The following is a 26841-nucleotide window of genomic DNA, read 5'->3' on the forward strand; positions in this document are numbered from 1 at the left end:
CCGGTCCCGATCGGCGCGCGTCTGGGGAGGCCGCACGGCATGGGCAGAGTCATCGGCACGCACAGAGCCGCGTCCGCGAACCGGTCGCTGTGGTCCCTGCTGTGCACGCTCGCGTTGTGCGTGCTCGGGATCGCGGCGGCGCCCGCGACCAGTGCGGAGACCGGGACGGCCGGCACGGTGTTCAGCTGGGGCCAGTCGTTCGGCGCGAACCTCGGACGGCCCGCGGTCGGTGCGCAGCCGGTGCCGCTGCCGGTGTGCCCGGTGGGGAGTGACCCGGCCGGACCGTGCCCCGACCCGCTCGCGGGGGCGACGGCGGTCAGCGCGTCGTCCAGCACCGGAGCGGCCGTCGTCGACGGCGCCGTGCTCGCGTGGGGCAAGAACTTCAACGGGCGGGTCGGCGACGGGACCACGACGCACCGCGTGGTCCCGGTTCCGGTGTGCGCGGTCGGCGCCGTGAGTACGGGGCGCCCGTGCGCGCAGTTCCTGACCGGTGCGCGCGACGTCGCCGTGATGAGCGCCGCGTCGTACGCGCTGCTCAACGACGGCACCGTCGCGGCCTGGGGCGCCAACGGGCGCGGGCAGCTCGGCGACGGCACGACGGCGGAGCACGGCGTGCCGACGCGCGTGTGCGCGGTCGGGGCGACGGCGCCGTGCGGCCAGTACCTGAGCGGCATCGTCGCGATCTCGCCAGGCGGCTACGCCTCGAACCAGATGCTCGCCCTCGACGCCGCCGGACGCGTATACGCCTGGGGCGCCAACGACTCCGGCCAACTCGGCGACGGCACCACGACCGACCGCAGCACCCCGGTCCGGGTCTGCGCGCCGGGGCAGACCGCGCCGTGCGCGGCGTACCTCGACAACGCGGTGTCCGTCGCGACGGGCAGCGGCCACAGCATCGCCGCGACGACGACCGGCGCCGCGTACGCGTGGGGCACCGGCTACGCGGGCATCGGCGACGGCACCAACGGGCCCGCCCTCACCCCGAGCCAGGTCTGCGCGGTCGGCGCGACGGCGCCCTGCGGCAGCCACCTCGCCGGGATCACCAAGGTGTACGGCCACAGCAACACCTTCGCGGCCCTCGACGGCGCCGGGAACCTGTACATGTGGGGCGACGGCGGCACCGGCAAGATCGGCGACGGCACGACCGACTCGCATGCCACCCCGGTCGCGGTGTGCGCCCCGGGACAGACCTCGCCGTGCGCGGGCCACCTGACGGGCGTGGCCAAGGTCGCGGTGGGGCTCGACCACACGATGGCCGTGCTCACGAACGGCGACCTGTACACGTGGGGCGGCAACACCCAGGGCGAACTCGGCACGGGCACAACCGACGGCCGGACCAGCCCCGGACGGGCCTGCGCGGTCGCGGCAACAGCCCCGTGTGCGGCGTACCTGACGAGGGTGACGTCGATCGCGGCGGCGGGCGTGTCCATCGCGGTCCAGGGGCCGCCGACCCCGGACCTGGCCGTGACGACGACCGCGGCGGTGAGCGGGCTGCTCCTGCCGACCGTGACGGTGACCGCGAAGGTGGACAACGTGGGCTCGGCGGCGACGACGGGGTCGACGCTGACGTTCAGCTACCCGTCAGGCTTCACCAACCCGGTCGCGGCGGGCTGCACGGTCAACACGAGTGCCCGGACCGTGACGTGCACCATGGGCGCGATCGCTCCAGGTGCGAACGCGCAGAAGTCGGTGAAGTTCTCCCCGGGGCTGCTCACCATCGGCTCGAACCTGACCGTGACCGCGGTGAGTTCGGGCGCGACGCCGACGGACCCGGTGACGACGAACAACACGGACGGGGCGACGTGCTCGGTGCTGACGGGGCTGATCGTGCAGTGCTGAGCCGGCGGGTGGGGTGAGGCGCGGTCTTGCGGCCGGCAGACTGCCCCACCGGGGCGGACCCGGGGCCGGGTGGGCTTCGCGTGCGGCTTCCACGCGGAGGAGGCCGGCTTTGCGGTGCGAGCCCCGGGAGTGTCGCCAGATCTCCCGCCCCTCCCGCAGGTGCCAAGGATGTTCAGCGCGGACGGCCCGCGGGTCAAGCCGCCCCCTCAACCCCGGGACAGACCGCCGTTGATGTCGATGGTTCGGCGCGGCTTGAGGCGCGGGCCGGCCGCGCGAAAATCGAAAGCGGAAGAGGCGGGAGGCCACCGACAACGGTGCTGATCGAAGACGTTGCTGCCGCGCGGAGTCCCGTCCGGCGGGGAGGCCAACCCCGTTGCAGGCGGCGGCAGGCCGCCCCGCGTTCCGTCCGGTGTTCAGTGCCGAACGGGCCGCGCTCTGGGTCCTGTCGGCCCTCGTTCCCCTCCTGGCATCCTGGGGCGATGGCTGGACGATCTTCCGAAGCGCCGACCGGATCTGACGGGCCTGACTCCGCGCTGCGTGCCGCGGTCGCGGACGGCGAGCTCGCCGCCTACCTGCATGCCGTCCGTGCCGAACCCGGGCCGTCCGTACGGGAGATCGGGGCGGTCGAGCTCCGGGCCGGGGCGCGGCGGCGGGCCGTGCTGCGTCCGCCGGGGCCCGCGGTCGGCGTCGTCCGGGATCTCGTCGTGGAGCCCGGCGGGGTGCCGGTGCGCCTGTACCGGCCCCGGCCCCAATCCGTCGCGCTGGTCGTCTACTTCCACGGCGGCATGTGGACCATCGGCGACCTCGAGTCGCACGACCGGTTCTGCCGTCGCCTGGCCGTCGGGGCCGACGCCGCCGTGCTCGCCGTCGACTACCGGCGGGCGCCCGAGCATCCGTATCCGGCCGCGGTCGACGACTGTGTCGCAGTGGTCCGTTGGGCCCTCGGCGGGACCACCGATCCCGGCGGTGCCGTCGAACTCGGTGGACCTGTCCGGCCGGTCGTCGTCGCGGGTGACAGTGCCGGCGGGCACCTCGCGACCCTGGTCTGCCTCCGCCTGCGGGACGAGGGCGGCCCTCTGCCCGCCGGCCAGGCGCTCGCGTACCCGAACACCGACCTGACACTGTCCTGCCCGAGCGTCGCGGCCAAGGGCAGCGGATGGGGCCTCGACGCCGACGCGGTGGCCTGGGGCGCCGAGAACTGGGTGCCCGACCCGGCGCTGCGCGCGGACCCGGCCGTCAGCCCGCTGTTCGTCCCCGACCTCACCGGCCTGCCGCCCGCCGTGGTCGCGACCGCCGAGCACGATCCGCTGCGCGACGAGGGCGAGGCGTACGCCGAACGGCTGGGCAAGGCAGGCGTCCCGGTGCAGGCTCGTCGGGAACCCGGCATGGTGCACGGGTACTTGACGCTCGACACCGTCTCCCCGGTGGCCGGGGCGTGCGGTGACCGGTTCATCGCCGACGTCGCGGCGCTGTGCCTGTCCGTCGGCGAGGACCCCGAAGCATCCGAGTCGACCGCTTAGTTGTCATGTGGTCGGCTGCGTCATAATCCCAGGTCAGCGGCCTCGTGATCGATTCCACATTGCCGCGGCACGTGCCACCTTGGCAGCATCCACAGCGATCAGGCCGTGTCAGTGCGGCCCTGTGCCGACGGGGGGCACCACGGGATGATCGTGACCGACTTCAGCAGTCGCGACCAGCCGCCTGCCGAACGCCTCGAGTGGTGGCGTGACCTGACCGACCGCGTCACCCTGCCGACGCACATCGCGGTGCCGCGCGACGACGACTTCCGCGCGCGTATGCGCGTCGTCGAGTTCGGCGCGGTGCACACGTCGATGATGTCCACGCCTCCGCTCGTCGCCGTACGCACGCCCGCGATGGTGCGCCGCGCCGACCCCGAGGTGTACCTGCTGTCCATGCCGCTCGGCGGCCCGATCGGCGTGAGTCGGGCCCGCGGCCAGGAGATCGTCCAGGCGGGCGAACTGGTGCTGAGCGCAAGCTCGCTGCCGAGCCGCGCGGAGCTGCCCGAACGTCGCGGCATTCTCACCGTCTCCATACCGCGTGCTCTGATGCCGCTGCCCAAAGGGCAGGTGGACGCGCTGGTCGGCGCCCGCATGCCGTGCACCGGGACGGCAGCGGTGACCGCGCACATGATGACGCGCCTCGCGCGCGGCGAGGACAGCCTCGGCGTCGCCGAATCCGCGCGCCTGGGAACCGTGTTGGTCGACCTCGTCGCGGCGCTCGTCGCCCAGCGGCTGGACGCCGAGCGGGCGCTGTGCCCGGACACTCGCCGCCGCGAACAGCTCGTACGGATCCACGCGTTCATCGAACAACGGCTCGGCGACCCGAGCCTGACCCCGGCCACGGTGGCCGCCGCGCACCACATTTCGCTGCGCCAACTGCACCGGTTGTTCACGCACCAGGGCGTCGGCGTCGCCGGCTGGATCCGCAGTCGCCGCCTGGAACGCTGCCGCCGGGACCTCGCCGACCCGGCCCTGCGCCACGAGCCGGTCGCGGCACTGGCCGCCCGATGGGGGTTCACGCACGCGTCGGACTTCTCCCGGGCGTTCCGCACCGCGTACGGCATGCCGCCGGGCGCCTACCGGGAGTTTGGCGCGTGGGGTCAACAACCCGGCGCCTGACGTCAACCCGATGCGATGGCCGCTCGGCAAGACTGGCCGACCGGGACCGCGCCCGCGCGGCACCCGAACCGGGGGCTGCGCGATATCCGCGCCCGCGGTGCTCACCCCCCAACGGACCGCGCCCGCCATACAGGGGAAGGCGGGCGCGGTCCCGGGACGTCCCGTGGCCTGCGTCCCGTGTCCAACCTCCTTCGGCCGCGTCCGTCTCCCACGTTCGCGTCAGCGTCGCGGTCCCCCCGAAGGAGCGTGCGGGCGGGGTGGGGATCGTGTGCGGCGGACGGGGGCCGGAGCCTCGCTCGGGTGTGCTTGCGGACGTCCGACGCCTGTTGGCGCCTGAGGTCCGTGCCTGGTATCCGGCTCCGCCGGGGGCACGCCCTTCGGGGTGACTGACGGGTCGTCAATGGCCTTGCCGGGCATGGCCGTACGTCGGGGAACGGTCACTGAGCCAACAGGCCCGATGGCGCTGCGTGTGCGGGGCACTGTCGAACGTGGGGTCGGACCGGCCTACGATCGCGCCATGGGGATGCTGTGGCCGTTCGTGGGCCGTGAGGACGCGCTCGACCAGGCCGGGGCCGCGGTGGCGGGGCCCGGGAGGCGGGGGCTGGTGGTGGCCGGGCCCGCGGGGGTCGGGAAGACCAGACTCACGGCGGAGGCCGCGGCGCGGCTGGACGCCCGGCGGTATCGGGTTCTGGATGTCGTGGCCACGTCGGCGACGCGGTCGCTGCCGTTCGGTGCGATGGCGCACCTGTTGCCCGTGCGGATCCCTGACGGCACTGCCGTCAACGTGCTGCGTTGGGCGTCCGACGCGCTCGTCGAGGCCGCCGACGGACGCGACCTGGTGCTCCGCGTCGACGACGGGCATCTGCTGGACTCGGTCTCCGTCGGCCTGCTGCACCATCTCGCCCGGTCCGGCTGCGCGCGGCTGTTGGTGACCGTGCGCACCGGCGAGCCCGCCCCGGACTCGCTCGCCCGGCTGTGGCGCGACGACATCCTGCCGCGCGTCGACCTCGCGCCGTTCACCGTCGAGGAGACCGCCGCCGTGCTGACCGCGGCCCTCGGCGACGTCGAACGCCGTACGCTGCGCAGGCTGTGCACGCGGGTGCAGGGGAACGCCCTGTTCCTGCGCGAGCTCGTGCGTTCCGGCATGGAAAGCGGCGCGCTTGCGCGGCGCGACGGCCAGTGGCGTTGGGACGACGGCCTGCTGCCCGAGTCGCGGCTGGCCGAGCTCGTCGACGACCGGGTCGGCCAACTCGGCGACGACGTCCTGCAGGTCGTCGAGCTGGTGGCCTTCGGCGAGCCCATCGAGTTCGACCTGCTGCTCGGTCTCACCGGCGTCGCCTCCCTTGAGGCCGCCGAGGCCCGGCAGCTCATCCGGGTCGAGCACGACGGCATGCGGACCCGTGTCCGCTCCGCGCACCCGTTGTACGCGGAGGCCATCCGCGCCCGCTGCCCGCAGGTGCGTGCGCGTCGCCGGTACCGCGAACTCGCCGACGCCGTCTCGGTTGTCGGCGCGCACCGCCGCGAGGACGCGCTGAGGCTCGCGGTGTGGCGGTTGGAGAGCGGTACCGCGCATGACGCTGCGGCGATGCTGACCGGCTGCCGGCTCGCCTGGGTCGCCGCGGACTACCCGCTCGCGGTACGGCTCGGCCGCGCGGCCTGCGCGGCGGGCGGCGGCGTCACCGCCGAGATCCTGCTTGCAACAGTGCTGAGTTGGTCCGAGCAGTACGAGGAGGCCGCCCAGCTGCTCGCCGACTGCGCGCAGCGCCTCAGCACCGACCAGGAACGCACGCAGCACGCGATCGTCCGTGCCCACAACCTGAGTTGGGGCCTGCGGCGGATCAGCGACGCGGAGACCGTGCTGGCCGAGGCCGAGGAACGGGTGGCCGATGCGGCGCTGCGTCAGGAACTGCGCAGGCGAAGGATGGTGCTGGTCGGCACCCGCGGCGACTACGTCAGCGCCCTGCACATGGGCATGGACCTGCTCGCCGAACCCCCTCTCGGCGACCGGCTGCACGCCGCGGTGCTCGCCAACAACGCGGTGGCGCTCAGTTATATGGGTCGCGCCGACGCGGCACGGGCGGCCGCCGACGAGGGCTGGCGACTGCTCGACGCCATCGCCGACTGGCGCGACTCCGACCCGACGGAGGCCATGCCGCTGTGCATGGCCGACTACGCGGCCTCGTTCTGGTACGGCGACCTCGACGGTGCCGACCGGTCCACGGCACGGTTCGCCGAGATCGTCGGCGAGGACAGCGACTGGCCGATCGCGCAGCGGTCGATCGACGCCATGCGTGGCGCGGTCCTCCTGTGGCGGGGTCAGGTCGGGGAGGCGCAAAGGCTGTTCCGGCGCAGCACCTCCGCGCGGGGCGAGGGCTACTTCGACACCTCGCACCTCGGCGGAGCCGCGCACGCCGCGGCGTTGGCGGGCGACGTCGCCGGCGCGCGCGAACTGCTGGCGGCCGCGGACCGGGGCGCGGTCGAGGGCCAGTACGTGTACGACCGCTGGGCGGAACTGGCCCGGCCCTGGGTGGCCGCCGCCGCGGGGGACGCGTCGCAGGCGGTCCTGCTCGCGCAGCGCGGCGCGGCCGCGATGCGCGACGACGGGCTGGGCGGGTTCGCGTTCCTGGCCCTCCACGACGTGGCCCGGCTCGGCGCGGCGGCGACCGTCGTCGACACGGTGAACGAACTGGCCGGGCATCTGGAGGGTCCGCTGGCGGCGGCGTGCGTCGCGCACGTTCGTGCGGCGGCATATCGGTCGGGCGCCGAACTCGAGGCCGTGTCGAAGGAGTTCGCGCGGCTCGGGTTCCTGCTGTTCGCCGCCGAGGCGGCCGCGGCGGCGTCGGCGGTCTACCGGTCATCCGGTGCGGGCGGCGCGGCCCGCGGCGCGGAGTCGAGGGCCTGGTCCCTGGCCGCCCAGTGCCAGGGCGCGCGGACGCCGGCGATCATCGGCCTCGCCGCGCCGGGTCTGACCCGGCGGGAACACGAGGTCGCGGTCATCGCGGCGGACGGCAAGACGACGCGGGCGATAGCGGAGCGGTTGGGGCTGTCCCCTCGGACGGTCGACAACCACCTGGCGAGCGTCTATACGAAGCTCGGGGTCTCGGGACGGGCGGAGCTCGCGGAGGTGCTGAGACCGCACGGGGGAAGGGACGACTGACGGGGCTGGGCGACGGGGACCTGGGCTTCAACGCGGCGGTCCTGCCGGGAAGGTTCGCTCTGAGTCCAAGACTTTGGCTTGTGACGTCTGGCTTCCCCCGGTGCGAGCTGGTGCCGGCCGGGGTCCCACACGTGCGTCCGTGACCAAACGGGGGATGGATCCGGAGCTTTGCGGGACCCCGGCCGGGTCGGAGGGGTGCGCGTGCCGGAGGCGTTGTCAGCCCAGCGTGCCGCTGAAGAACGCGGCGGCCACGCACGACGTCGGTGCGGCGCCCACGGCGGGCTTGCCGACCTGCTGGCAGTTCACCGTGACCGTCACGGTCTGCTTTTCCGTCGCCTGGATCGGCGACGACCAGTGGAAGTCCTGTTCGCGGAAGTTCTCCAGGGCCGGTGCCACCACGACGCGGTCGCCGATCGTCAGCGTCACCGTGCCGGAGTCGCCCTGCGGGTTCTCCAGCACGAGGTCGGTCAGCCGCAGCGTCTTGCCGGCCGGCACCGTGTAGGACTCCTTGCCGCCCGCGCCCGCTGCCGCCGTGGCCTTCAGCCGCTGCGAGAACAGCACCGGGGCGGCCGCCGACGGGCTCGCAGCCGCTGCGGCCGCCGCGGCACCCGCCGAACCGGCCTTGGCCCCCTCGGCGGCCTGCTCCTGCGCCGCGGCGGCCGCGTTCTGCGCGTTCGCGGCCTTCTGCTGGGCGCCTGCCGCCTGGTCCTTCGCGGTCTGGACGTCCTGCTTGACGGCGTTCTTCGCGGCACTGTGTACGGCGGGCTTGAGCAGCGCGAACCACGCGACCGCCAGCAGTCCCGCCGCGACCAGCGCGGCGATGAGTGCCTTGCCGGCCCCCGCGGGCAGCATCGGCAGCTGCATGCACGTCGCGTCGAGGTTGACCGGCTCGCCGGCGTCCGGCTGTGCCGCGATCCGTACCGCGTGGGACACCGGCGCCCCACGCCACACCCGGCGCTTCGCCGTCACCGTGACCGGCACGAACACCGCCGCGCCCGGGGCGACCGGCAGCGGCTCCGACGGCACCTTCACCGTGAGCAGTTCGCTCCCGGCCGGCACCACGAGCCGCACCTTCGCGGGCGCGTTGCCGCGGTTGTCGACCGCGACCTTGAGCCGCTTGCGGCGCCGGAACGTGCCGAGACGCGGGGTGATTTCGGCGGTCAGATCGGTGAACGGCTCGATCCGCAGAACGCCTTCCGGCACGGTCGCCGTCTCACGTCGCTCCTGCGGCAGCACCCGCACGCCGTACGGGACGTCGCCGGACGGCACGCGCGCGTCCCGAGGGGGCCGCATGACGAGCGTCACCGAGCCCGAGGTGTCCGGGTACAGCGACAGCGTCTCCGGCTCCACGGCGGTCCACTCGCCCGCGGCGCCCAACACCTCGAAGCGGTACGCCTCCACGACGTCGCTGCCGTTGCGCAGCGTCACCTCGACCCGGGCCTCCTGGCCGGGGAGAAGCGTCGACAGCGCCGGTTCCAGGTGGGCTGAAGTGGTCATGCCGCCGACCCTAGGAACGGGACGGGCGCCGAACGCATGCCCTCCGGCCACACTTGCGGGCAGCCGCGGTGCCCGTTGAGTCCTTGTGGAGTTCCCGATGACTGCCCTGGTGTTCACTGGTGAGCAACCGATCGGGGGAGCCTGCGGGGGCGGGCCGGCATTGGGAGGCGCACGTGCGATTCGACGGAGCGAGCGGAACGGCACGGACCCCGGTCCACCTTGACGTACAGGACCCGGTGTCGATGGCGGGGCTGACGGCCCACCTGCGGCACCGGCCGGAACTGCGGCTGCTGGCCGCCGACGAGGCCGAGCTGGCCGAGGTCGTGGTGGTGTCGGTCGACCGGGTCGACGACGACGCCGTCCAGGGGCTGCGGCGCCTCCAACGGGGCGGCGAGACCCGGACCGTGCTGGTGAGCGCGGAGATCGACGACGCGGGGCTGGTCGCCGTCGTGGAGTGCGGAGTGGTCGGCGTGGTCCGGCGCTCCGAGGCGACGGCGGACCGGCTCGTCGAGGCGATCCGGGCCGCGGCCCGGGGTGAGGGCACCGTTCCGGCGGACCTGCTGGGCAGGCTCCTCGACCAGGTCGGGCGGCTCCAACGGCAGGTCCTGGACCCGCGCGGACTGGCGTTCACGGGGCTCGCCCCGCGGGAGGTCGACGTGTTGCGGCTCGTCGCGGCGGGCAGTGACACGGCGGAGATCGCGCGGGAACTGGCGTTCTCCGAGCGGACGGTGAAGAACATCCTGCACGACGTGACCACCAGGTTGCACCTGAGGAACAGGTCGCACGCGGTGGCGTACGCGGTGCGGGAGGGCTTCATCTAACGGGGTCGGCCAACGGGTAGCTGATTTCGGGCGGGGCAGCCCTCGACGGTGGGGCTGCCTCGCCTTGGCTTTCCTGCTGCACCGTTCCTGAGCTGCTGCGTTGTCGGAGGCCTCCCGCCCCTCCCGCTTTTTGATTTTCGCGCGGCCGTCCCGCGCGTCAAGCCGCGGTGGATCTGACGCGGTCCTGGTGGCCTGTCCCGGGGTGATGGGGGCGGCTTGACCCGCGGGCCGTCCGCGCTAACGACCTTGGCAACTAGCGGGAGGGGCGGGGAGTGTGGCGCCGCGTTGATTCATGTTGCGCTGCTCGCTGCGGTCCCAGCGTGGTGGTCGCCGGACGGTGCCGGTCGGGCGTGGGGCGGGGGCGCGCCACGCGCTGCGGCCGCAGGCTTACTGGAAACCGTTTTCAAAAGAACCATATGGCAACCAGGTGGCCATTTGGTTCTTTTGACGCAAAGCCAATAGGGATTCGGCGCCTTAATACACCGATTTGGTGCGATATAAGACTCGAGAAGGCCGGTCGCCGGTCGTCAAAGGTGGTCGCCCGCCCCACCACGCTGGGACCGCAACCCCGCGACGCAACGCACCCGATGCGTCTCCACACCGCCTCCCCCTCCCGATAGTTGCCGCGGTTTGAAGCGCGGCCGGGCGGCTGTCAAGGCGCCTCCCCGACACGCGACAGGCCACCTGTTCACTGCTGCTCCACCGCGCCTTGACGGCCGTTCGGCCGCGCGGACAATCCGGAATCGGGAGGGGGAGGTCGCCGCCGCCGGCGTGCGGGTCCGGGACGGCGCATGCTCTTCGACTCCCACGCCGCAGCGGAACAGCCCAGCCGCCGGACCCCCGGTCACTGTGCCGTCACGTATGCGAATCACCGAAACTCCCTCATCGGGGGGTGTCGGCGTCACAGTCGCGTCACCGCAGGAGCTGAGGCCGGAAATCCGATCCGGGCGGCCTCGTCGGATCGTCCGCTGCCCGATCGTGCAACCGCGTCCACCCGAACCGCTGCCCAACTCCGGCTGTCCCGGCCTTCGCCCGCGCCGGGAGGGTGGGCGCTGAGGAGGGCCGACCGGATGCCGCCCGCCCGGTCGTGGGTGCGGGGGACTCGTCGGGGTGACCGTGCGACGACTTGACTTCACGCTGCGCTGGACCGGCCGGGCGCCCGTACGTGGGCTGCTGCCCGGCGCGTGGCGGGCCTCGGCCGCGGCCGCCGGTGGGATGCGGGCAGCCGCCCGGGATTCCGCCGCCGCGGCCCGATCGGGCAGGCCCGTCGAGGCCTTGCCGGCGCGGCTGGTCGATCGGCCGGTCGGGCGGGTGCTGGCCGCCGTGGTGGCTGCGACGTTGGTCGCCGGCCTCCTGGTCATGCTGATGGCCTGGCGCGGCGAGGGCGACCCGGCCGTGCCGACGCCACAGGCCGCGCCTGGGCGGATCGCGTTCGAGGACAGCGGCGTCCACCACACGCTGCAGCTCACCGTGCCGCCCACCGGTGACGGGACGCAGGCCACGCTCACGCCGTTCCTGCCCGCGTCGGGGTCCAACGACTGCATGGCGTCCGGTCGCGGCGACCGCAGCGTGTGGGTGAGCGAGCGCGGCGCGGGCGAGATGCTCCTGACCATGCTCGGCGCCGGTCCGCAGGCGGTGTTGCCGACGCCGCCCGGCATGCGCCTCGCAGACCCCGAGGTGTCGCCTGACGGCGGCTGGGTCGCGTTCGCCGCCTGGCCTGCTCGCGGCAGTAGGTCCGACTCGTCCGACATGTGCCGAGGCCTGCCCCGCGACAGCGACATCCAGGCCTCGCCCGAGGTGTGGGTGGTGCGCGTGGACGGAACGGGCCTGCGGCGGCTGGCAGGTCCCGGCTCGTCGCCGACCTGGTCGCCGGACGGCACGCAGGTCGCGTACGAGGACCACGGCGTGCTGCGCCGCATCGCGCTCGCTGACGGCGCGCAGCCTGTGCAGGTCACGCCGGACGGCACCACTGTGTACCGCCCCGCCTGGGAGCCGAAGTCCGGTGCCGGCCACGACCGGATCGCCGTGCTGATCGACCTCCCCGACAACACCCGTGCCGTTGCGATGGTCCCGGCCGGGGGCGGCGCGCCCGTGCGGATCGGTGTGGGCCGTCGCAAGGGCGACCCCGACGACCTCGCCTGGTCTCCCGACGGCGCCCAGCTCGCGGTGCTGCACGCCGGGGGCGTGGACCTCGTGACGCCGCCCGCCGGGGCGTGCGACACCTGCACCGGCTCGCTGTACGTGTACGGCTTTCCTGTTGCCGCCGACTGGGTCAAGTCGCCCGGCGGCAAGCCCGCGCTGGTGGTCACCGTGGAGACCGACGCCGGCAGCATCAGCGCGGCGCTGGCCGGCGGGCCTCAGGACCGGCTCGACCTGCTGCCGTTCGTGAATGTCGGCGGCGGGGACGTCTGGTACTCCGCGCCGTCCTACGCGCCCGACGGCCGCCGCATGGCGTTCATCCGCGCCCGTTACGTCTCCGAGCACGAGGACGACGAGCTGATGGTCGGCACCGTCGGCGACCTCGCCCACGCCGTGGCCGTCCGCTATCCCGGCCGCATCGAGGGCGAGGTCCCCGACCGGGCGGCATGGTCGCCGGACGGCACCAAGCTGGCGTTCAGCCGCGGTCCGGGCTACAACGACGGCGGGCGTAACCGTTCGATCGCCGTCGTCGACATCTCGGCCGGACCCGACCGCGCCACGCTTGTGACGACGATCGGCGACGAGGTGCGGCCCGGCTCGACGTGCCACTCCGACAACTCCAACCCGACGTGGTCGCCGGACGGCAAGCGGCTCGCGTTCGGGCGTGAGAGCCGGTGCTTCATACAGTCCGGTCCGTCGGCGACGCCGTCCGACACTCCGCCGCCGATCGAGATCCAGCTGGCCCGGCCGACGGGCCCCACATCCGGCACCAAGCCGTCCCCGGGGGCGAGTTCGAGCACGAGTGCGGGTTCGGGTAGGTCCGCGAGCACGGCCGCCAGTGCGTCCAAGCGTCCCGTGCAGGCCCCGATCCGCCGCGTCGACATCGTCGACCCGCCGCCCGGCTACCGGCACTTGTGGACGTCGGACGTCAACGGCGGCAACGCCGCCGACATCAGCCGCGCCGCGTGCGGGGACAACACCGTGTGCGACGTCCGCGACGACTGGGCGGCCTGGTCGCCGAACGGCTCGTCCATCGCATTCAGCCGCGAAGAGGCCGACCTGGACCGGGAGGTGGCCGCTCAGCGCCGCCGCGTCCTCGTCGTCGCGCCCGACGGCTCCGGCTGTCGTGTCGTGGTGCCGACCGGGCGCCCGTGCAACGGGACTCAGGCCAGCGCCTCCGCCACGCCGGTGACCGACATGCGCTCGCCCAACCACCCGGCGTGGTCGCCCGACGGACGCCAACTCGCCCTCGACATCGAGGTGGACGGCTGGGACGGCGACAAGGACTCCCGCATCGCGGTCGTCGACGCCGCCACCGGTCAAGGCGCCGTGTTCGACGGCCGGTTCCGCAGCGAGCAGGCCATGCCCACCTGGCAGCAGACCGCCGACCTGCACGTCACGGTCACCGGCGATGCCACCGCCGTACGCGACCAGACCACGCGTGTGACCGCGACGATCACGAATCTCGGTCCCGCGCCGTCGAACATCACGAACGTCGAACTCGTCCTGCCTCCGGGCCTGGTCGCCACCGGGACGCCGAGTACGTCGCAGGGATCGTGCGACCGCGCGACCATGAAGTGCGCGCTCGGCGTGCTGGCCGCGGGGGAACACGTCACCGTCACCATCGACGCCAAGGCGGCCGAACTCGGCGAGCAGCGCACGGTGGTGAACGCGGCGACCGACCGCGTCGACCCGCGCGCCGACAACAACTCGGCTTCCGCGACCGTGCGCGTGCTCGGTGCGGACGTGGCCGTCACCGCGACCGCGACGCCGCCCGGGTTCAGCGTCGGCGAGCACGGCACCGTGGTGTTCACGCTCACCAACCAGGGCGAAATCACCGCCAAGGGACTGCACTTCACGCCGGACGTGCCCGCGCCCCTTACCGTCGTCTCCGCCACGCCCACCTGCCCCGCAGCCGGGTGCGGGCTGCCCGACCTGGCGCCCGGGGCGAGCGAGACGGTGACGCTGGTCGTCACCTCCGACGCGGCCGCCGACACCGCGGTCAGTGGGCACGTCACCGCCACCACGCCTGACAACAACCCGGCGAACGACCAGGCCAAGGCGGCGATCCGGGTCGTCGACCCGCGCCGCCCCGACCCGGCCGTCACCGTCGAACTCGCCCCGGCCGCCGCCCATCCCGGGGATCCGGTCACCGCTACTGTGACCGTCCGCAACCTCGGCGACGCGCCGACCGGGCCCGTCACCCTGACGACCGCGTTCCCGAAGGGCGTCACCCTCGACGCGGCCACGCCCGCGTGCCCGCCGGCGGGCTGTCCCGTGCCGACGTTGGCGCCGGGCGCGAGCAAGCCCTTCACGTACAAGCTCACTTCCGCCGCAGCGCTGACCGGCGCCGTCACCGGGACCGTCACCACCACCGGGGCCGACGCGAACCCGGCGAACAACACGGCGTCCGCGACGCTCACGGTGACGGACCGCCCGGTGCCGCCCGCGCCGCGCGCCGACCCGGCCGTGTCCGTGACGGTCAGCCCGAATCCGGCGTTCGTCGGCGGCCAGACCACCGCGGTCGTCACCGTCCGCAACCCCGGAGCGGCCCCGGCGACCGGCGTCACGCTGCTGGCCGAGGCACCGCCCGGTGTGACGGTGGAATCCGCCACCCGGCCGTGTACGACACCGCCCGGCTGCGCGCTCGACCCGCTGGCGCCCGGCGCGGAGACCACCGTGACGCTCGTCCTGCGCACGCCCGCCGCACTGACGGGCGCGGTGACAGCGACCCTGACGGTCACAGGTGACGACGAACGGGCCGACAACGACACGGCGTCCGCGCCGCTGACCGTCATCCAGCCCGTGCTGACCGTCGTACCGAACGTCGGCCCGCCCGGCACTGTGGCGGCTGTCCAGGGCACCGGATTCCCCGCCGGCGCCACGGTGCAGCTGCGGTGGACGCGCGGCGTCACGGCGGTCATGGCCCCGGTCGTCGTCGCGCCGGATGGGACGTTCCGCACGCAGATGCTGGTGATGGTGCAGGACACGCTCGGGCCGCGCGAGGCCGTCGCGTCCCCCGAACCCGGCGCGGCACCGACGTTGTTCGGCGAGGTCAAGGCGCCGTTCCTGGTCGTGCCCGCGGTGCTGCAGCCCGACTCGTTCCAGCAGCGGGGGTGACCGGCCGGTGATCCACGAAGTCGACGACGTGCTCAAGGAGATGGTGAAGTCGCAGGCCCTCGCGGGCGCGGACGTGGAGGTCGTCTTCGACGCGCCCACGCGAGACTGGGCCGCGCGTCGCAACACCCCGACGGTGAATCTGTACCTGTACGACATCCGCGAGGACATGGGGCGCCGCACCCGCGGCCGCTACAACGAGTACGACGGCGCGGGCACGGTCGTCTCGCGTCGGCTGCCGCCTCGGTACTTCCGGCTGTCCTACCTGGTGTCGGCGTGGACGCAGCGGGCCGAGGACGAACACCGATTGCTGTCCTCGCTGTTGGGGTGCTTCCTGCGCTACGAGGCGCTGCCTCCGGAGGTGCTGGGCGGCGAACTGGCCGCTACAGGTCTGCCGGTGCCGCTGAGCGTCGGTCAGCCACCGCAGGACGAACGGGCTTTCGCTGATGTGTGGTCGGCCCTCGGCGGCGAGCTGAAGCCGTCGCTGGACCTGGCGGTGAGCGTTCCGCTCGCCGCGACCCGCGCCTTTCCGGCGGGGCCGCCCGTGGAGGAGGGGCTCGACCTGCGCACGAATGACCTTGGGCGGCCGGCGGCGACGTCGTCGGACGGGCCGGGCGACGGCACGGATGCCGCCGCCGGGCCTGGTGCCGCGGCACCGGAGGCCGCTCCCGCCGCGCGTACCGGAACGGGCGAGCGCGGGTCGGCCTTGCCTCGACCACGCGGTCCCCGCCGCCCGGGACGGAGGTCGTCGTGACACTCCTGGGTGAAGGCTTCGGCACCGAGACGGGTGAAGGCACCGACGCGATGAACAGTGGGCCGCCGGATGCGGGTGACGTCGTGGTCGAGGGCGTGCGTGTCGGCCCGGGCGGCGGCTTTGACGCCGTGCTCACCGGCCGACCCGGCGGTGAGCTGGAACCCGTGGCCCGTCCGCTGGGCGTTGCGGCGGGCGGTGGAGCGGGCGGTGGCCAGGACTCGGCGCCCTACGGGGATTCGACGGGTGACACCCGCGAGGGACACGACGGTGATGTGGGTCAGGTCCCGCCGCTGCCGACAATGACGCCGACGGCGGCGCCGGAGTCCGGTCCGTACCCCGTCGAAGGCCCCACCCCGCACGCGGCGTTGCGGCGCGAGGCCTTCACCGGAGGGCTGGGCGACCGACTCGGGCGGCTTGGCGCCAAGCCGGGGACCGGACCGGGGGCCGCAGGGATCGCGGCCTCGAACGAGGCTTCGAACGGAACGTCGAACGTGGCTTCGAGCGGGGAGTCGGACGGCGGTCCGTCCGGCGGCGTGCCCCCGTGGGCAGCGCACGCCGCCGCAGCGGAAACACGGTTCATGCCACCGCTGGACCCGGCTCCCGTACCGTCGGAGTCCGGTCCCGCCGGGAGCGGTCCCGGCGTCCCGCATGCGGGACTCGGGTACACGCCGCCGATGGACGCGGCCCCTGGCACGACTCCCGCACCGCCGGAGACTGGTCCCGGCGTCCCGCATGTGGACTCTCCACGCAGCGGCCACGTCGGCCGGGCGTACTCCGCCGATCTCGACGGGACCGGCGATCCGAGTCTGACGCACCTGCTCGGTCGGATCGCCGTCCTCGAGGAGCGGGTGCGCAACGCCGTCGACGCGCGCCGCGGGGTCGATCCGCGGCCCGACGACCCCTACCGCGGGCTGCACCTCTCCGCCGACACCGTGCGCGGGCTGCTCGACCGGCCGATCGTCAGCCCGCGCGTCGTCGACGCCGTGCGCGCCGGGGCGCCCGACGCGTGGGCCGCGCGTGCCGCGCGCAACGGCGCCGTGCTGCGGCTGGCCGAACTGGAGAGCGAGTTCCGGCTCGCGCCGCTCGACGTCGACCTGCTGCTCATCGCGCTCGCCCCGGACGTCGACCGCCGCTTCGAACAGTTCTACGGCTACCTCAACGACGACGTCACCCGCCGCCGCGCCACCGTCGGGCTCGCGCTCGAACTCGCCGGCATGCCGCCGTTCGCCGCCCCGGCGCGTGGTCGGTTCACCGCCGGTTCGCCGCTGCTCCGGCGCGGTCTGCTGCGCGTCGACGATCCCGAACGGCCTTTCCTCGGCCGCGCGTTGCGCGTCCCGGATCGGGTCGCCGCGCACCTGCTCGGTGACGACGCCCCCGACCCGCTCCTCGCCGGCCTGCTCACCCCCGTGCCCCGTGACCCCGTGCCGGCCGACCGCGAGGCCGCCCACCTCGGCGCGGCCCTGGCCGACGGTCTCGGCCCCGCGTACCTGCGCCAGCCGCCCGGCGGCGCCGGTCAGGCCGCCGCCGCACACGCCCTCGCCGCGGCCGGGCGCGGGACACTCACGCTCGACCTCACCCGGCTCGCCGACGCGGCCGACCCCGTCGCCGCCCTCGCAGCGGCGGCCCGCGAAGCCGCGCTACGCGGTGCCGGTCTCGTCGCCGCACCCGTGGACGCACTCCGCGAGACGCCTCGCCTGATCCGTGAACTCGCCGCGTTGCCAGGTCTCGTCGTGATGATCGGCGGTGGACCGTGGGACCCCGAGTGGTCTCCCGCCACCCCGCTGCTCGTCGACGTGGCGGTGCCGTCGGAACGCGACCGCGCGGCCCGCTGGCGCGACGCGCTGCGCCGCACCGTCCCCGCCGGGGCCGGAACCCCGGACGTGGCGGCGGTCGCGGCCTTCACCCTCACCGAGCAGCAGGTGGAACGCGCCGCCCGCACCGCGTACCGGCAGTCCGTCCTCGCCGACGAGCCCCTCGACGAGGCCCACCTCGCGTTCGGCGCACGCGCCCAGAACTCGGCCGGGCTCGAACGGCTGGCCCGGCGGATCCGGCCCGCCGTCGGATGGGACGACCTCGTCCTGCCCCCGCCGGTCCTCGCACAGCTGCACGAACTCGCCGCCCGCGCCCGGCACCGCGACCGCGTCCTCGGCGACTGGGCGATGCGGCCCGGGGGCGGGCGCGGCCGCGGCGTCATGGCGCTGTTCGCCGGCGACTCCGGCACCGGCAAGACGATGTCGGTGGAGGTGGCCGCGGGCGCGCTCGGCCTCGACCTGTACACGGTCGACCTCTCCACCGTGGTGTCCAAGTACGTCGGCGAGACCGAGAAGAACCTCGAACGGATCTTCACCGAGGCGGCGGGCGTCAACGCCGTACTCCTGTTCGACGAGGCCGACGCCGTGTTCGGCAAGCGGTCCGAGGTCAAGGACGCCCACGACCGCTACGCCAACGTCGAAAGCGCCTACCTGCTCCAGCGCATGGAGTCGTTCGACGGTGTCGCCGTGCTCGCCACCAACCTGCGGGCCAACCTCGACGAGGCCTTCACCCGACGGCTCGACCTCGTCGTGGACTTCCCCCGGCCGGACGCCGCCCAGCGCCGTGCGCTGTGGGCCCGCTGCCTCGGTCCGGCGCTGCCCCGCGACCCCGACCTGGACCTGGACTTCTGTGCCGCCGCGTTCGAACTCGCGGGCGGAGACATCCGCTCCGCGGCGGTCACCGCGGCGTACACGGCGGCCGACGCCGGGCGCCCCGTGCGGATGGCCGACCTGATCACCGCCGTCGCCCGCGAGTACCGCAAGCTCGGACGGCTGTGCCTGGAAAGCGAGTTCGGACCCTACCTGGCGCTCACCCGCTGACGGCCGAGGACGGATCCCGGTGCGCGAACTCGACCTGGCCGCCTTGGGCGTGGCCAACCCCCACCCGGCGCTGCGACCCGCCGTGGACGCCGACCTCGCCGCCCTGCCCGCCGACGCGGCCGAACTGCTCGCGATGCAGCAGACGGTCGGCAACGCGGCGGTCGAGGCCGCACTGAACCCCCCGACGGTGCAGGACGTCGTCGGGACGGCGGGCGAACCGCTGGCGGCGGGCGTGCGGGCCGAGATGGAGGACCGGCTCGGGCACGACTTCGGCGACGTACGTGTCCATACGGGCGCCGACGCACACGCCTCGGCGGAGTCGCTGGACGCGACGGCGTACACGACCGGCGAGCACGTGGTGTTCCAACACGGCGCGTTCGACCCGGGCTCGGACGGCGGCAAGACGACGCTGGCGCACGAGCTCACGCACGTTGTGCAGCAACGCGGCGGCCCGGTCGACGGGACGGACACGGGTGGTGGGGTCGCACTGAGCGACCCGGGAGACCGTTTCGAACGCGAGGCGGTCGCGACGGCGGAGAGAGCGGTCAAGGAGGCCCCCGGCGCTTCGACGGTGGGAACGCTGCACGCGCCTGGCGGCTCGGCGACGGAGACGACGTCCGACGGGCCGGGTGAGGGTACGGCGAAGGGGCTGGGCGCCGCGAACGACACAGGCGTGCCCGCGGTTTCGGAACCGGAACCGGCCGGACACGACGCCGTGCCCGACGGCTCGGGAACCGCCCTCGCAGTGGCGGCCGGCCATACCGTCGGCCTACCCGCAGACGCTGCGGGAGCGGCAGCCGCCATGTTGGACGACCTCGTCACGAGCGAGCCGGGTGGGCCCAGCCCGCAGTACGGCCTGTCGGCTGCGGTGCACACGGCGGCGGCCGGCAGCGCTCTGGGCGCTCTGGCACCTGGCGGCGGGGCGCGCGCTGCCGCAGGCGCATCGGCTGCGACGGCGGCTGTCGGCGCGGCGTCGCAGCTGTCTCACGTCGGCGAAGTCCTCGACGACGTCGCCGAGTCGACGCCCGCGGCATCGCTCGGACAGGGCGTCTCGCACCCCCTGGCGTCGGTCGGGCACGCCGGGTTGGTCGCGGCGCACGGTGGTGCGCAAAGCGGCCTCGCGCTCTACGGCGGGGCTTCGGCCGCAGGTGTCCCGTCAGCCGACACGCTCGCGGCTCCGGCGCACGGTCTGGCTGCGTTGCCTGGTTCGGGCGGGCTCGGGGGTGTCTCGGGCGGCCTCGCGTCGTCCAGCGGGTCCGCGTCGGGCGTATCCGCCGCGCCGGCGTCCGTGAGCGCCGTGGCGCCTCACGTCGGCGAAGTCCTCGACAGCGTCGAGATCGAGCCCGAGACGCCGGTCGGCCACTCCGCGTCGCAGACGACTGCGACGGCGGCGAACGTTACGCCGCATGCCGCCTCCGGCGCGCCGACCGCGCTCAGCAGCCCTTCCACCACCGTTGACGAGCTCGTCGAGATCGAGACTGAAGGCCCGGCAGCAGGCGCGCACAGTGGCGGCCCTTCCAGTAGCCCGCACGCGGCTTCGACCATCGCCAACAGCAGCGGCACGGCCGACAGCTCACACGCGTCTCCCTCGTCCTTGCACGCCGCAGCGCCGCACACCGGTGCGTCCGGCGCCTCGCACGCGTCCCCTACGTCCGCGCACACTCCCGCCGCGCCCGCAAGCGGGACTCACGCGCCCCCTCAGTCGTCTGGCGAACTCCCCGGCGGCCTGTCCGAGATCGAGCCTTCCGCACCCGCCGGCGGCCACGCCCCGTCCGGCGGCACTCACCACCCGGCCCCGCCCGTCCCGCCTGCCTCGCCCGGTCCGCACGCCGCGTCCTCCGCCTCGCACCCCGCTGCCCATCCCGGCGGGGCTGCCGGCTCGCACCCCACCGCCGGAGGCGCCGCGCACCACCCCCTTGGCGGTGCCGCCTCCGCTCACGGCCCCGCGCCCGCCGGTGGCGCGCCCGCTGTCGGGTCGGCCACGCCCGCCGGGGGCGATCCCCTGGCCGCCTGGCACACGTCCATCCAGGGCGCCACCACCGCCGTCGCAGCGCCCGCCGTGCCCGCCACCGCCGGGGCGGACCTCACCGCTCAGGCCTCGGCCGTCGATGCCGATCGGCGGGCCCGACAGCCGGACTTCGCCGCCGAGGCGTCGGCCCGGGTGCCGGCACCTCCCGCTGAGCCGCCGCGTCAGAGCACGTTGGACACCTCCGTGCCGGACAGGACGATCGCGGGCGTGCGAACTGCCGCCGCCGCTCGGCTCAGCGACCAGACGTTCCCGGCCATGGTGCCGATGCCGTCGTTCGGCCCGACGGGCCACGGCGGCGGGGGTGGCGGCGGGGGTGCGCTCACGCCCGCGACGTCGAGCAACGCCGCCGCGCAGGCCAGTCACGTCGACGCCGCCCCGGTCTGTGTCGACCCCGCCGCGGACCAGGTGTCCAGCCAGGTCACCAACGTGACCCCGCCCGCGGCGGCCACGGGGACGGCGGGCCAGCAGACAGTCATCTCGCAGCCGCCCGCGCCGCCCGCGCCGACTCCCGCACAGGGCGCGCAGATCGGCGAGGTGCTCGGCACCGTCAAGGCGCACGCGTCCGAGTACGCCCAGCAGTTCGTCGACGCCGGGCGCGAACGCCTGGACCCCGGCAAGCGCGTCGCCGCCCTCACGCCCGCCGCCGCGCAGCTCCTGCCCGACCAGCTCTCGGCGATCAACGGTGAGTTGGAGGGGGCCGCCCGTACCGCCGCCGGGGCCACCCAGGCGATGACGGCCGCCGTGGCCGCGCATCAGGCGAACGCCAGCCAGCAGACCGTCGCCGCGACCGACCAGGTCTCGTCGGCGGCGGCGACCGCGCACACCCAGGTCGGCGACCGCGAGCAGCAGCAGCTCCAGTCCGTGGACGGCGCCCGGGCCGCGGCGGACGCGCACATCGAGAGCCGCCAGGCCGCCGCCCAGGGCACCCCCGACGCGGCCGCCATCAACGCCAAACGGGACACCTACCTCGGCGCCCTGGACTCCGCGGTGAGCGCCGGCGCCGCCGCGTTCCGCGCCGCCGGGGAGGCCCGCGGAACCGAACTGGACCGCGTCGCCGGCCTCCAGCGCGCCGCGTACCGCAGGCAGGGGGACGCCGAGGCGCGCCGCATCCTCACCGGCAGCGAGGCCGACACCGAGGCGCAGATCAACGCCCGTAAGGCGCACGCCTGGGTGGACACGCAGTGCCAGAACGTCGACGCCCGTGCCGCCGCCCTCAAACGCGACGCGAACGCCGAAGTCACGCGGCTGACCGGGGCGTTGCAGAGCCGCAAGGAAGGCGCCCGCGACCAGATCCGGGACTGGGCGGCCGCCCAGCAGGGCCGTGAGCGCAGCTGGTGGGAGCGCCTGCTCGACAGCTTCCACGACTGGGCGCAAGGCGCGAAGTCGGACACCGCCGCATGGCAGGAGCAGCGCGCCACCCAGACCAGGAACGAGGTCGCGGGGGACTTCGCGCTGCTGGCCAGGCTGCGCGAACAGGGCATCACCAGCATCCAGCAGATGAGCGAGGAAGAGCGGTCCCGGCTGACCGCCGACCAACTCCGGCTCGTCCAAAGGTTCCTGCTGTCCGGCGGCGGTGACCCGATCACCACGGTGGCGCAGATGCTGGTGTCCCGCCTGAAGGACCGCCGCGTGCCGGACATCGCCAAGTCGCTGGAGCAGCAGGCGATCGCGACGCTCGGCGCCGACGACCTCAACGTGCTGGGCCAGGCGCAGAGCCCCGGGTTCAACGCCCGCGCCACCGTCAACCAGCTCGTCAGCTCGATGCGCGGCCTCGGCACCAAGGAGGAGCAGCTCTTCGCGGCGCTCGGCGGGCACACGCCCCTGCAGATCGCCGCCATCCGCAAGATGTACGCGTCGATGAACAACGGCGCGTCGCTCGACGAAGCGCTGACGAGCGAGCTCTCGGGCACGGAGAAAGAGCGCGCCGACGCGATGATGTCGGGCGACCCCGTCGCGTCCGCCGTCGCCAGCCTGCACGACGCCGTCGACGGCCTGGGCACCAACACCGCGCAGATCATGGCGACTTTGCGTGGCAAGACCGCCGCCGAGCGCGACGCGATCATCATCGCCTACCGCGAGAAGTACGGCGTCGAGCTGGTCGCCGACCTCGACGACGACCTCAGCGGCAACGAGGCCGGCGAGGCCCACGCCCTGCTGAACGGCGACGCCGAGGGCGCCGACGCCTACCACCTGGCCAACGCCATGGACGGGCCCGGCACCGACGAGGTTGCCATCCACGCCGCGTACGCCCGCATCCGCGCCGAGGTCGAGGCCCAGGCGCAGGCCACCGGCATGACCACCGCCGAGATGAACGCCGAGATCCTGCGCCGCAACCGCCTGGTCGCCGAGCGGTACGGCGTGCAGCACGGCGGCGGCGACGGCGCCCTCGAAGCCGCCATCACCGACGAGCTCACCGACGGCGGCGACAACCCGGACCACGGCGAACTCAACCTCGCGCTCGGCGAGATGCACAACAACCAGACCGAGATGGACGCCGCCCAGCTCCAGATCGAGCACGAGTCGACGTACACCGACGACGACCACGCCAACGCGATCCTGCGCCACCAGTACGACCGCGCCAAGGCCGACGTGCTGCGCGACGCCCGCGCGGCGATCCAGCGCGACCCCACCCTGACGCCCGCGCAACGCGCCGAACGGCTCGCCCACCTCGAGGACGACCCGCAGGTCAAGGCCGCCATCACAGCGGCCGCGCAGGCCAACATGAACGCGCTGCACACGACGTTCGACACCAACATGCAGGGGACCGAAGGCCCGGGCGCCTTCGACAACTTCATCGAGCACGACTTCCAGGGCGTGTCGAAGAACGAGGCCCACGCCCTCGTCCAGCAGTCCGGCGACCTCAGCCCCGCGCAGAAGCTCCGCTACGCCATCGAGGGCCTGGGCACCAACGAGGCCGCCATCCGCGAGGTCCTGCGCGGCAAGTCGCGCGAGGAGATCGAGGCGATCAAGGCCGAGTACTACCGGCTCACCGGCCGTACGCTCGTCGAGGACCTGCACGGCGACCTCGACGGCCGCGACCTGGCCGACGCCGACGCCATGCTCAACGGCTCCAAGACCCCCGAGGAACGCGCCGCCTACCTGGCCCAGCGCGCCGAGTGGGAGACCGAGCACGGCACCGGCGTCATCGGCGACCTGTTCGACGACACCGAGGAGGCGAACCTCCAGCAGTCCGCGCACGACGCCCAGGACGCCTACGAGGCCTACCAGCGCGCGCTCCACGAGAACCCGCAGGACCCCGCGAAGGTCGCCGCCGCTCTCGAACGCTTCGACCGGCTGGCCGGGTACGGCGAACTCGACATCGAGGCACACCGCGAGGCCGTCGACACCATCGCGGACACCGGGGCGATGGTCGCCGCGACGGTGGTGGGCATCACCGTGGCCGTGCTCAGCGCCGGTACGGCCGCGCCCGCGGTCGCGGCCGGGATCGCGTCCCTGGCCGGCACGCTCGGCGTCACGACGGCGACGACCGCGGCGGTCCTGGGCGCGGTCGCGTCGGCGGCGGCCGGGATAGCCGTCCGGTCGATGACCAAGGGCGACGCCTACGGCAACGAGGACCTCGCGACCGACCTCGCCCAAGGCCTCGTCGACGCCGTCGTCGCGGGCGCGACCGCCGGGACGGGGGAGGCGATCCTCAAGTCGCTGATGGAGGCGCCGGCGTTCGGCATCCTGCGCCAGGCGGCACAGAGCGGCGCGCTCACCCCTACCGCGAAGGCGGCGCTCCAGGGCGCGATCGAAGGCGCCATGGGCGGCGCCGTCAGCGGCGCGGCCGGGGCGATGCTGCACGAGGACACCTGGCACAACCCCAACCCGCTGGGGGTCATCGTGTCGGGCGCGGGCCACGGCGCGGCCCAAGGTGCGGCCATGGGCGCGGCGATGGGCGGCGCCATGCAGTACTCCGGCCTGGGTCACGGACCTTCGGGCGGCGGCGCGCCTGAACCGGCGGCCCCTGCGGCGGCGGCCGAAGCGGCCCCGCCCCACGCCGCGCCGGAGACGGCTCCCCACCCGATCGAACCGACGCCCCACACCGTGGAGCCGACCCCACCCGCGGTCGAACCGCCGCACGCGCTCGAACCCGTGGAACTGCCCGACGCCCAACACGCGGCCAACGACAACGCCTCGCCGGACCTGACCGACCTGCCGAACCCGGGCGCCGCCAACGACAACGCCTCGTTCGATCTGACGGACCTCAGCGAGCTGCCCGGTGGCCAGACCGCCGCCAACGACAACGCGGTCCCCGGGACCGAAGCCGTCCCGATGAAGCAGGCCGTCGGCGCCGAAGGCTACGACCTCCAGCCGCTGAACCCGAACAACCCGAACGGACACCCCTTCGAGGTCATCCCGGGAGGCCTGTCCGACCAGCCGAGGGCCATGGCCGGCGAGGGCGGCCCCCAGAACAACGGCGGCAACCCGGCCGCCCAGGGCCACGTAGTCGAGTTGCCGGGGCCGTCGGAGCACGCAGGTTCGTCGGGCAACGACGTCGACTGGGGCGAGCTCGCGGACTTCCCCAGCACCGAGCCGCCGAGCACCGAACCGCGCAGCACCGAGCCGCCAGGCACGGAGCCGCCGCACGAGGTCCCGCTGGACATGCTCGTGGACTTCCCGAGCAACGAACCGCCGAGCACCGAACCGTCGTCCACCGAACCGCCGAGCACCGAACCGCCGTCCACCGAACCGCCGTCCGCTGAGCCCGCCTCGGCCGAGCCTCCCGCTGAAGCGCCGCCGGAGCCGAGGCAGCCCAAGACGCCCGAGGAGATCAGGGCCGAGCAGGAGGCGGCCAGGCAGCAGTGCCAGGAGGCGTTGGCGGAGAACCAGGCAGACCTCGACGCGGCCAACCGGGAGAAGGCCGCCACGGAGGCGAAGCGGGACGCGCTGAAAGAGCTGTGTCGCGATATCCGGAACCAGACTGCGGCGAACGGACGCAAGTTGGCCGGGCTCAACCAGGCAATCCGCAATCTCGCCGACAAGATCCGCGGTCTCCAGGTCGAGCGCGGCCGGCTCACCAACGAGCTGACCCAGCGTGGGCGCGTCCTCCGGGCCCTCGGCGAAACGGGCGCGCTCGAGCGTGTGACCGTCCCGGGCACCGACATCATCCCCTGCTTCACCGGCGAGACGCTGGTCTGGACCGGGCCCGCGACCCGCAAGCGCATCGACTCGCTCACCCCGGGCGACCCCGTCCTGGTATGGGACTTCGGGCGCGACCGCGCAACCGTCTCGACGCTGCGGAACCTGGGACGGAGTACGACGGCCGCCCTCGTGCACCTCCGCGTCCGAGGCCGGCTCGTCCGGTCCACCAGGGACCACCGGTTCTGGTCCGTCGACCGCGACGACTGGGTTCCGGCCGTCGAACTCACCGTCGGAGAGAAGCTCCTGCTTCCGGACGGCGAGCCGACCCCGGTCGAAGCCCACGAGGTCCACGACACCGAGCCCGTGACGACGTACAACCTCGCGGTGGACACGATCCACAACTACTTCGTGGGGCCCGGGGCGCTGGTCCACAACGGTGCACCCATCGCCGTCTACCCCTTCGGCCCCATCCTGATCTACCGGGGCACCAACCCGAGGTTCCCCGGCCGGGTGTACATCGGCCAGACCTTGCAGGGGACGGCCGAGCGCCAGCGGCAGCACCGGGCCGATGCCCTGGAACGCGCCCGGAATCCCAACCGGACGCCGGAGCAGATCGCGTTCGACGACTTCATGGCGGGCGTCGTACTGGAGCCCGTCGTCGGCGGCCTCAACCAGAACATGGCCGATTACATGGAACAGGTCAACATCAACCACGAGCGGACCATCGCCGCGGCGCTCATCGAGGACGACGCGCGCGTGATGAACCGCCGCGAACAGGTGTCGGCCGAGCGCATGGCCGAGCTCAGGGCACTCATCGAAGCCGACCCCGCCGTGCAGGCCTACATGGCCTCCTGCCCCTGACGACCTGCCCGTTCGGGCATCGCGGGGTTCCCTCGCCGGGGCCCCCGCAGC

Annotated in this window: 10 protein-coding genes; 9 read left to right on the top strand and 1 reads right to left on the bottom strand. The window is 73.9% G+C overall.

The annotated features are described in order from the left end of the window. The first annotated feature begins 39 nt into the window (after positions 1-39). From QI554_RS03715 to QI554_RS03730, 4 genes are all read left to right on the top strand, one after another. Positions 40-1839, top strand: coding sequence for a hypothetical protein (locus QI554_RS03715; protein WP_281465761.1), 1800 nt, complete (start codon positions 40-42; stop codon positions 1837-1839). 479 nt (positions 1840-2318) lie between these two features. Further along, on the top strand, positions 2319-3359 hold the full coding sequence (locus QI554_RS03720) for an alpha/beta hydrolase (protein WP_281465764.1): 1041 nt from the start codon (positions 2319-2321) through the stop codon (positions 3357-3359). Positions 3360-3509: 150 nt separating this feature from the next. Beyond that, positions 3510-4478 (top strand): helix-turn-helix domain-containing protein, encoded by a 969-nt coding sequence (locus tag QI554_RS03725; RefSeq protein ID WP_281465766.1) that lies wholly within the window; start codon positions 3510-3512, stop codon positions 4476-4478. A 517-nt stretch (positions 4479-4995) separates the two neighbouring features. Further along, positions 4996-7635, top strand: a complete 2640-nt coding sequence (locus QI554_RS03730) for a LuxR C-terminal-related transcriptional regulator (RefSeq protein ID WP_281465768.1) — start codon at positions 4996-4998, stop codon at positions 7633-7635. A gap of 216 nt (positions 7636-7851) precedes the next feature. On the opposite strand, the gene QI554_RS03735 is transcribed toward QI554_RS03730, so the two are convergent. Next, a complete protein-coding gene (locus QI554_RS03735; protein WP_281465770.1) occupies positions 7852-9132 on the bottom strand; it encodes a COG1470 family protein in 1281 nt (426 codons plus the stop codon). 173 nt (positions 9133-9305) lie between these two features. Between QI554_RS03735 and QI554_RS03740 the strand changes: the two genes are divergently transcribed. The 5 genes from QI554_RS03740 (at position 9306) to QI554_RS03760 (ending at position 26790) form a co-directional block, all read left to right on the top strand. Beyond that, positions 9306-9953 carry a helix-turn-helix transcriptional regulator gene (locus QI554_RS03740; RefSeq protein WP_281465771.1) on the top strand — a complete coding sequence of 216 codons (648 nt, stop codon included), beginning with the start codon at positions 9306-9308 and terminating at the stop codon, positions 9951-9953. Between the two features lie 1116 nt (positions 9954-11069). Next, positions 11070-15212 (top strand): hypothetical protein, encoded by a 4143-nt coding sequence (locus tag QI554_RS03745; RefSeq protein ID WP_281465773.1) that lies wholly within the window; start codon positions 11070-11072, stop codon positions 15210-15212. A gap of 7 nt (positions 15213-15219) precedes the next feature. Further along, the gene (locus QI554_RS03750; protein ID WP_281465775.1) at positions 15220-15963 is read left to right on the top strand and encodes a Pvc16 family protein; all 744 of its coding nucleotides are present in this window, start codon (positions 15220-15222) and stop codon (positions 15961-15963) included. 674 nt (positions 15964-16637) lie between these two features. Continuing rightward, positions 16638-18815 carry an ATP-binding protein gene (locus QI554_RS03755; protein ID WP_425527908.1) on the top strand — a complete coding sequence of 726 codons (2178 nt, stop codon included), beginning with the start codon at positions 16638-16640 and terminating at the stop codon, positions 18813-18815. Positions 18816-18834: 19 nt separating this feature from the next. After that, the gene (locus QI554_RS03760; RefSeq protein ID WP_281465779.1) at positions 18835-26790 is read left to right on the top strand and encodes an eCIS core domain-containing protein; all 7956 of its coding nucleotides are present in this window, start codon (positions 18835-18837) and stop codon (positions 26788-26790) included. Positions 26791-26841: the final 51 nt, after the last annotated feature.

Source organism: Yinghuangia seranimata (assembly GCF_029953285.1).
Lineage (GTDB): Bacteria > Actinomycetota > Actinomycetes > Streptomycetales > Streptomycetaceae > Yinghuangia > Yinghuangia seranimata.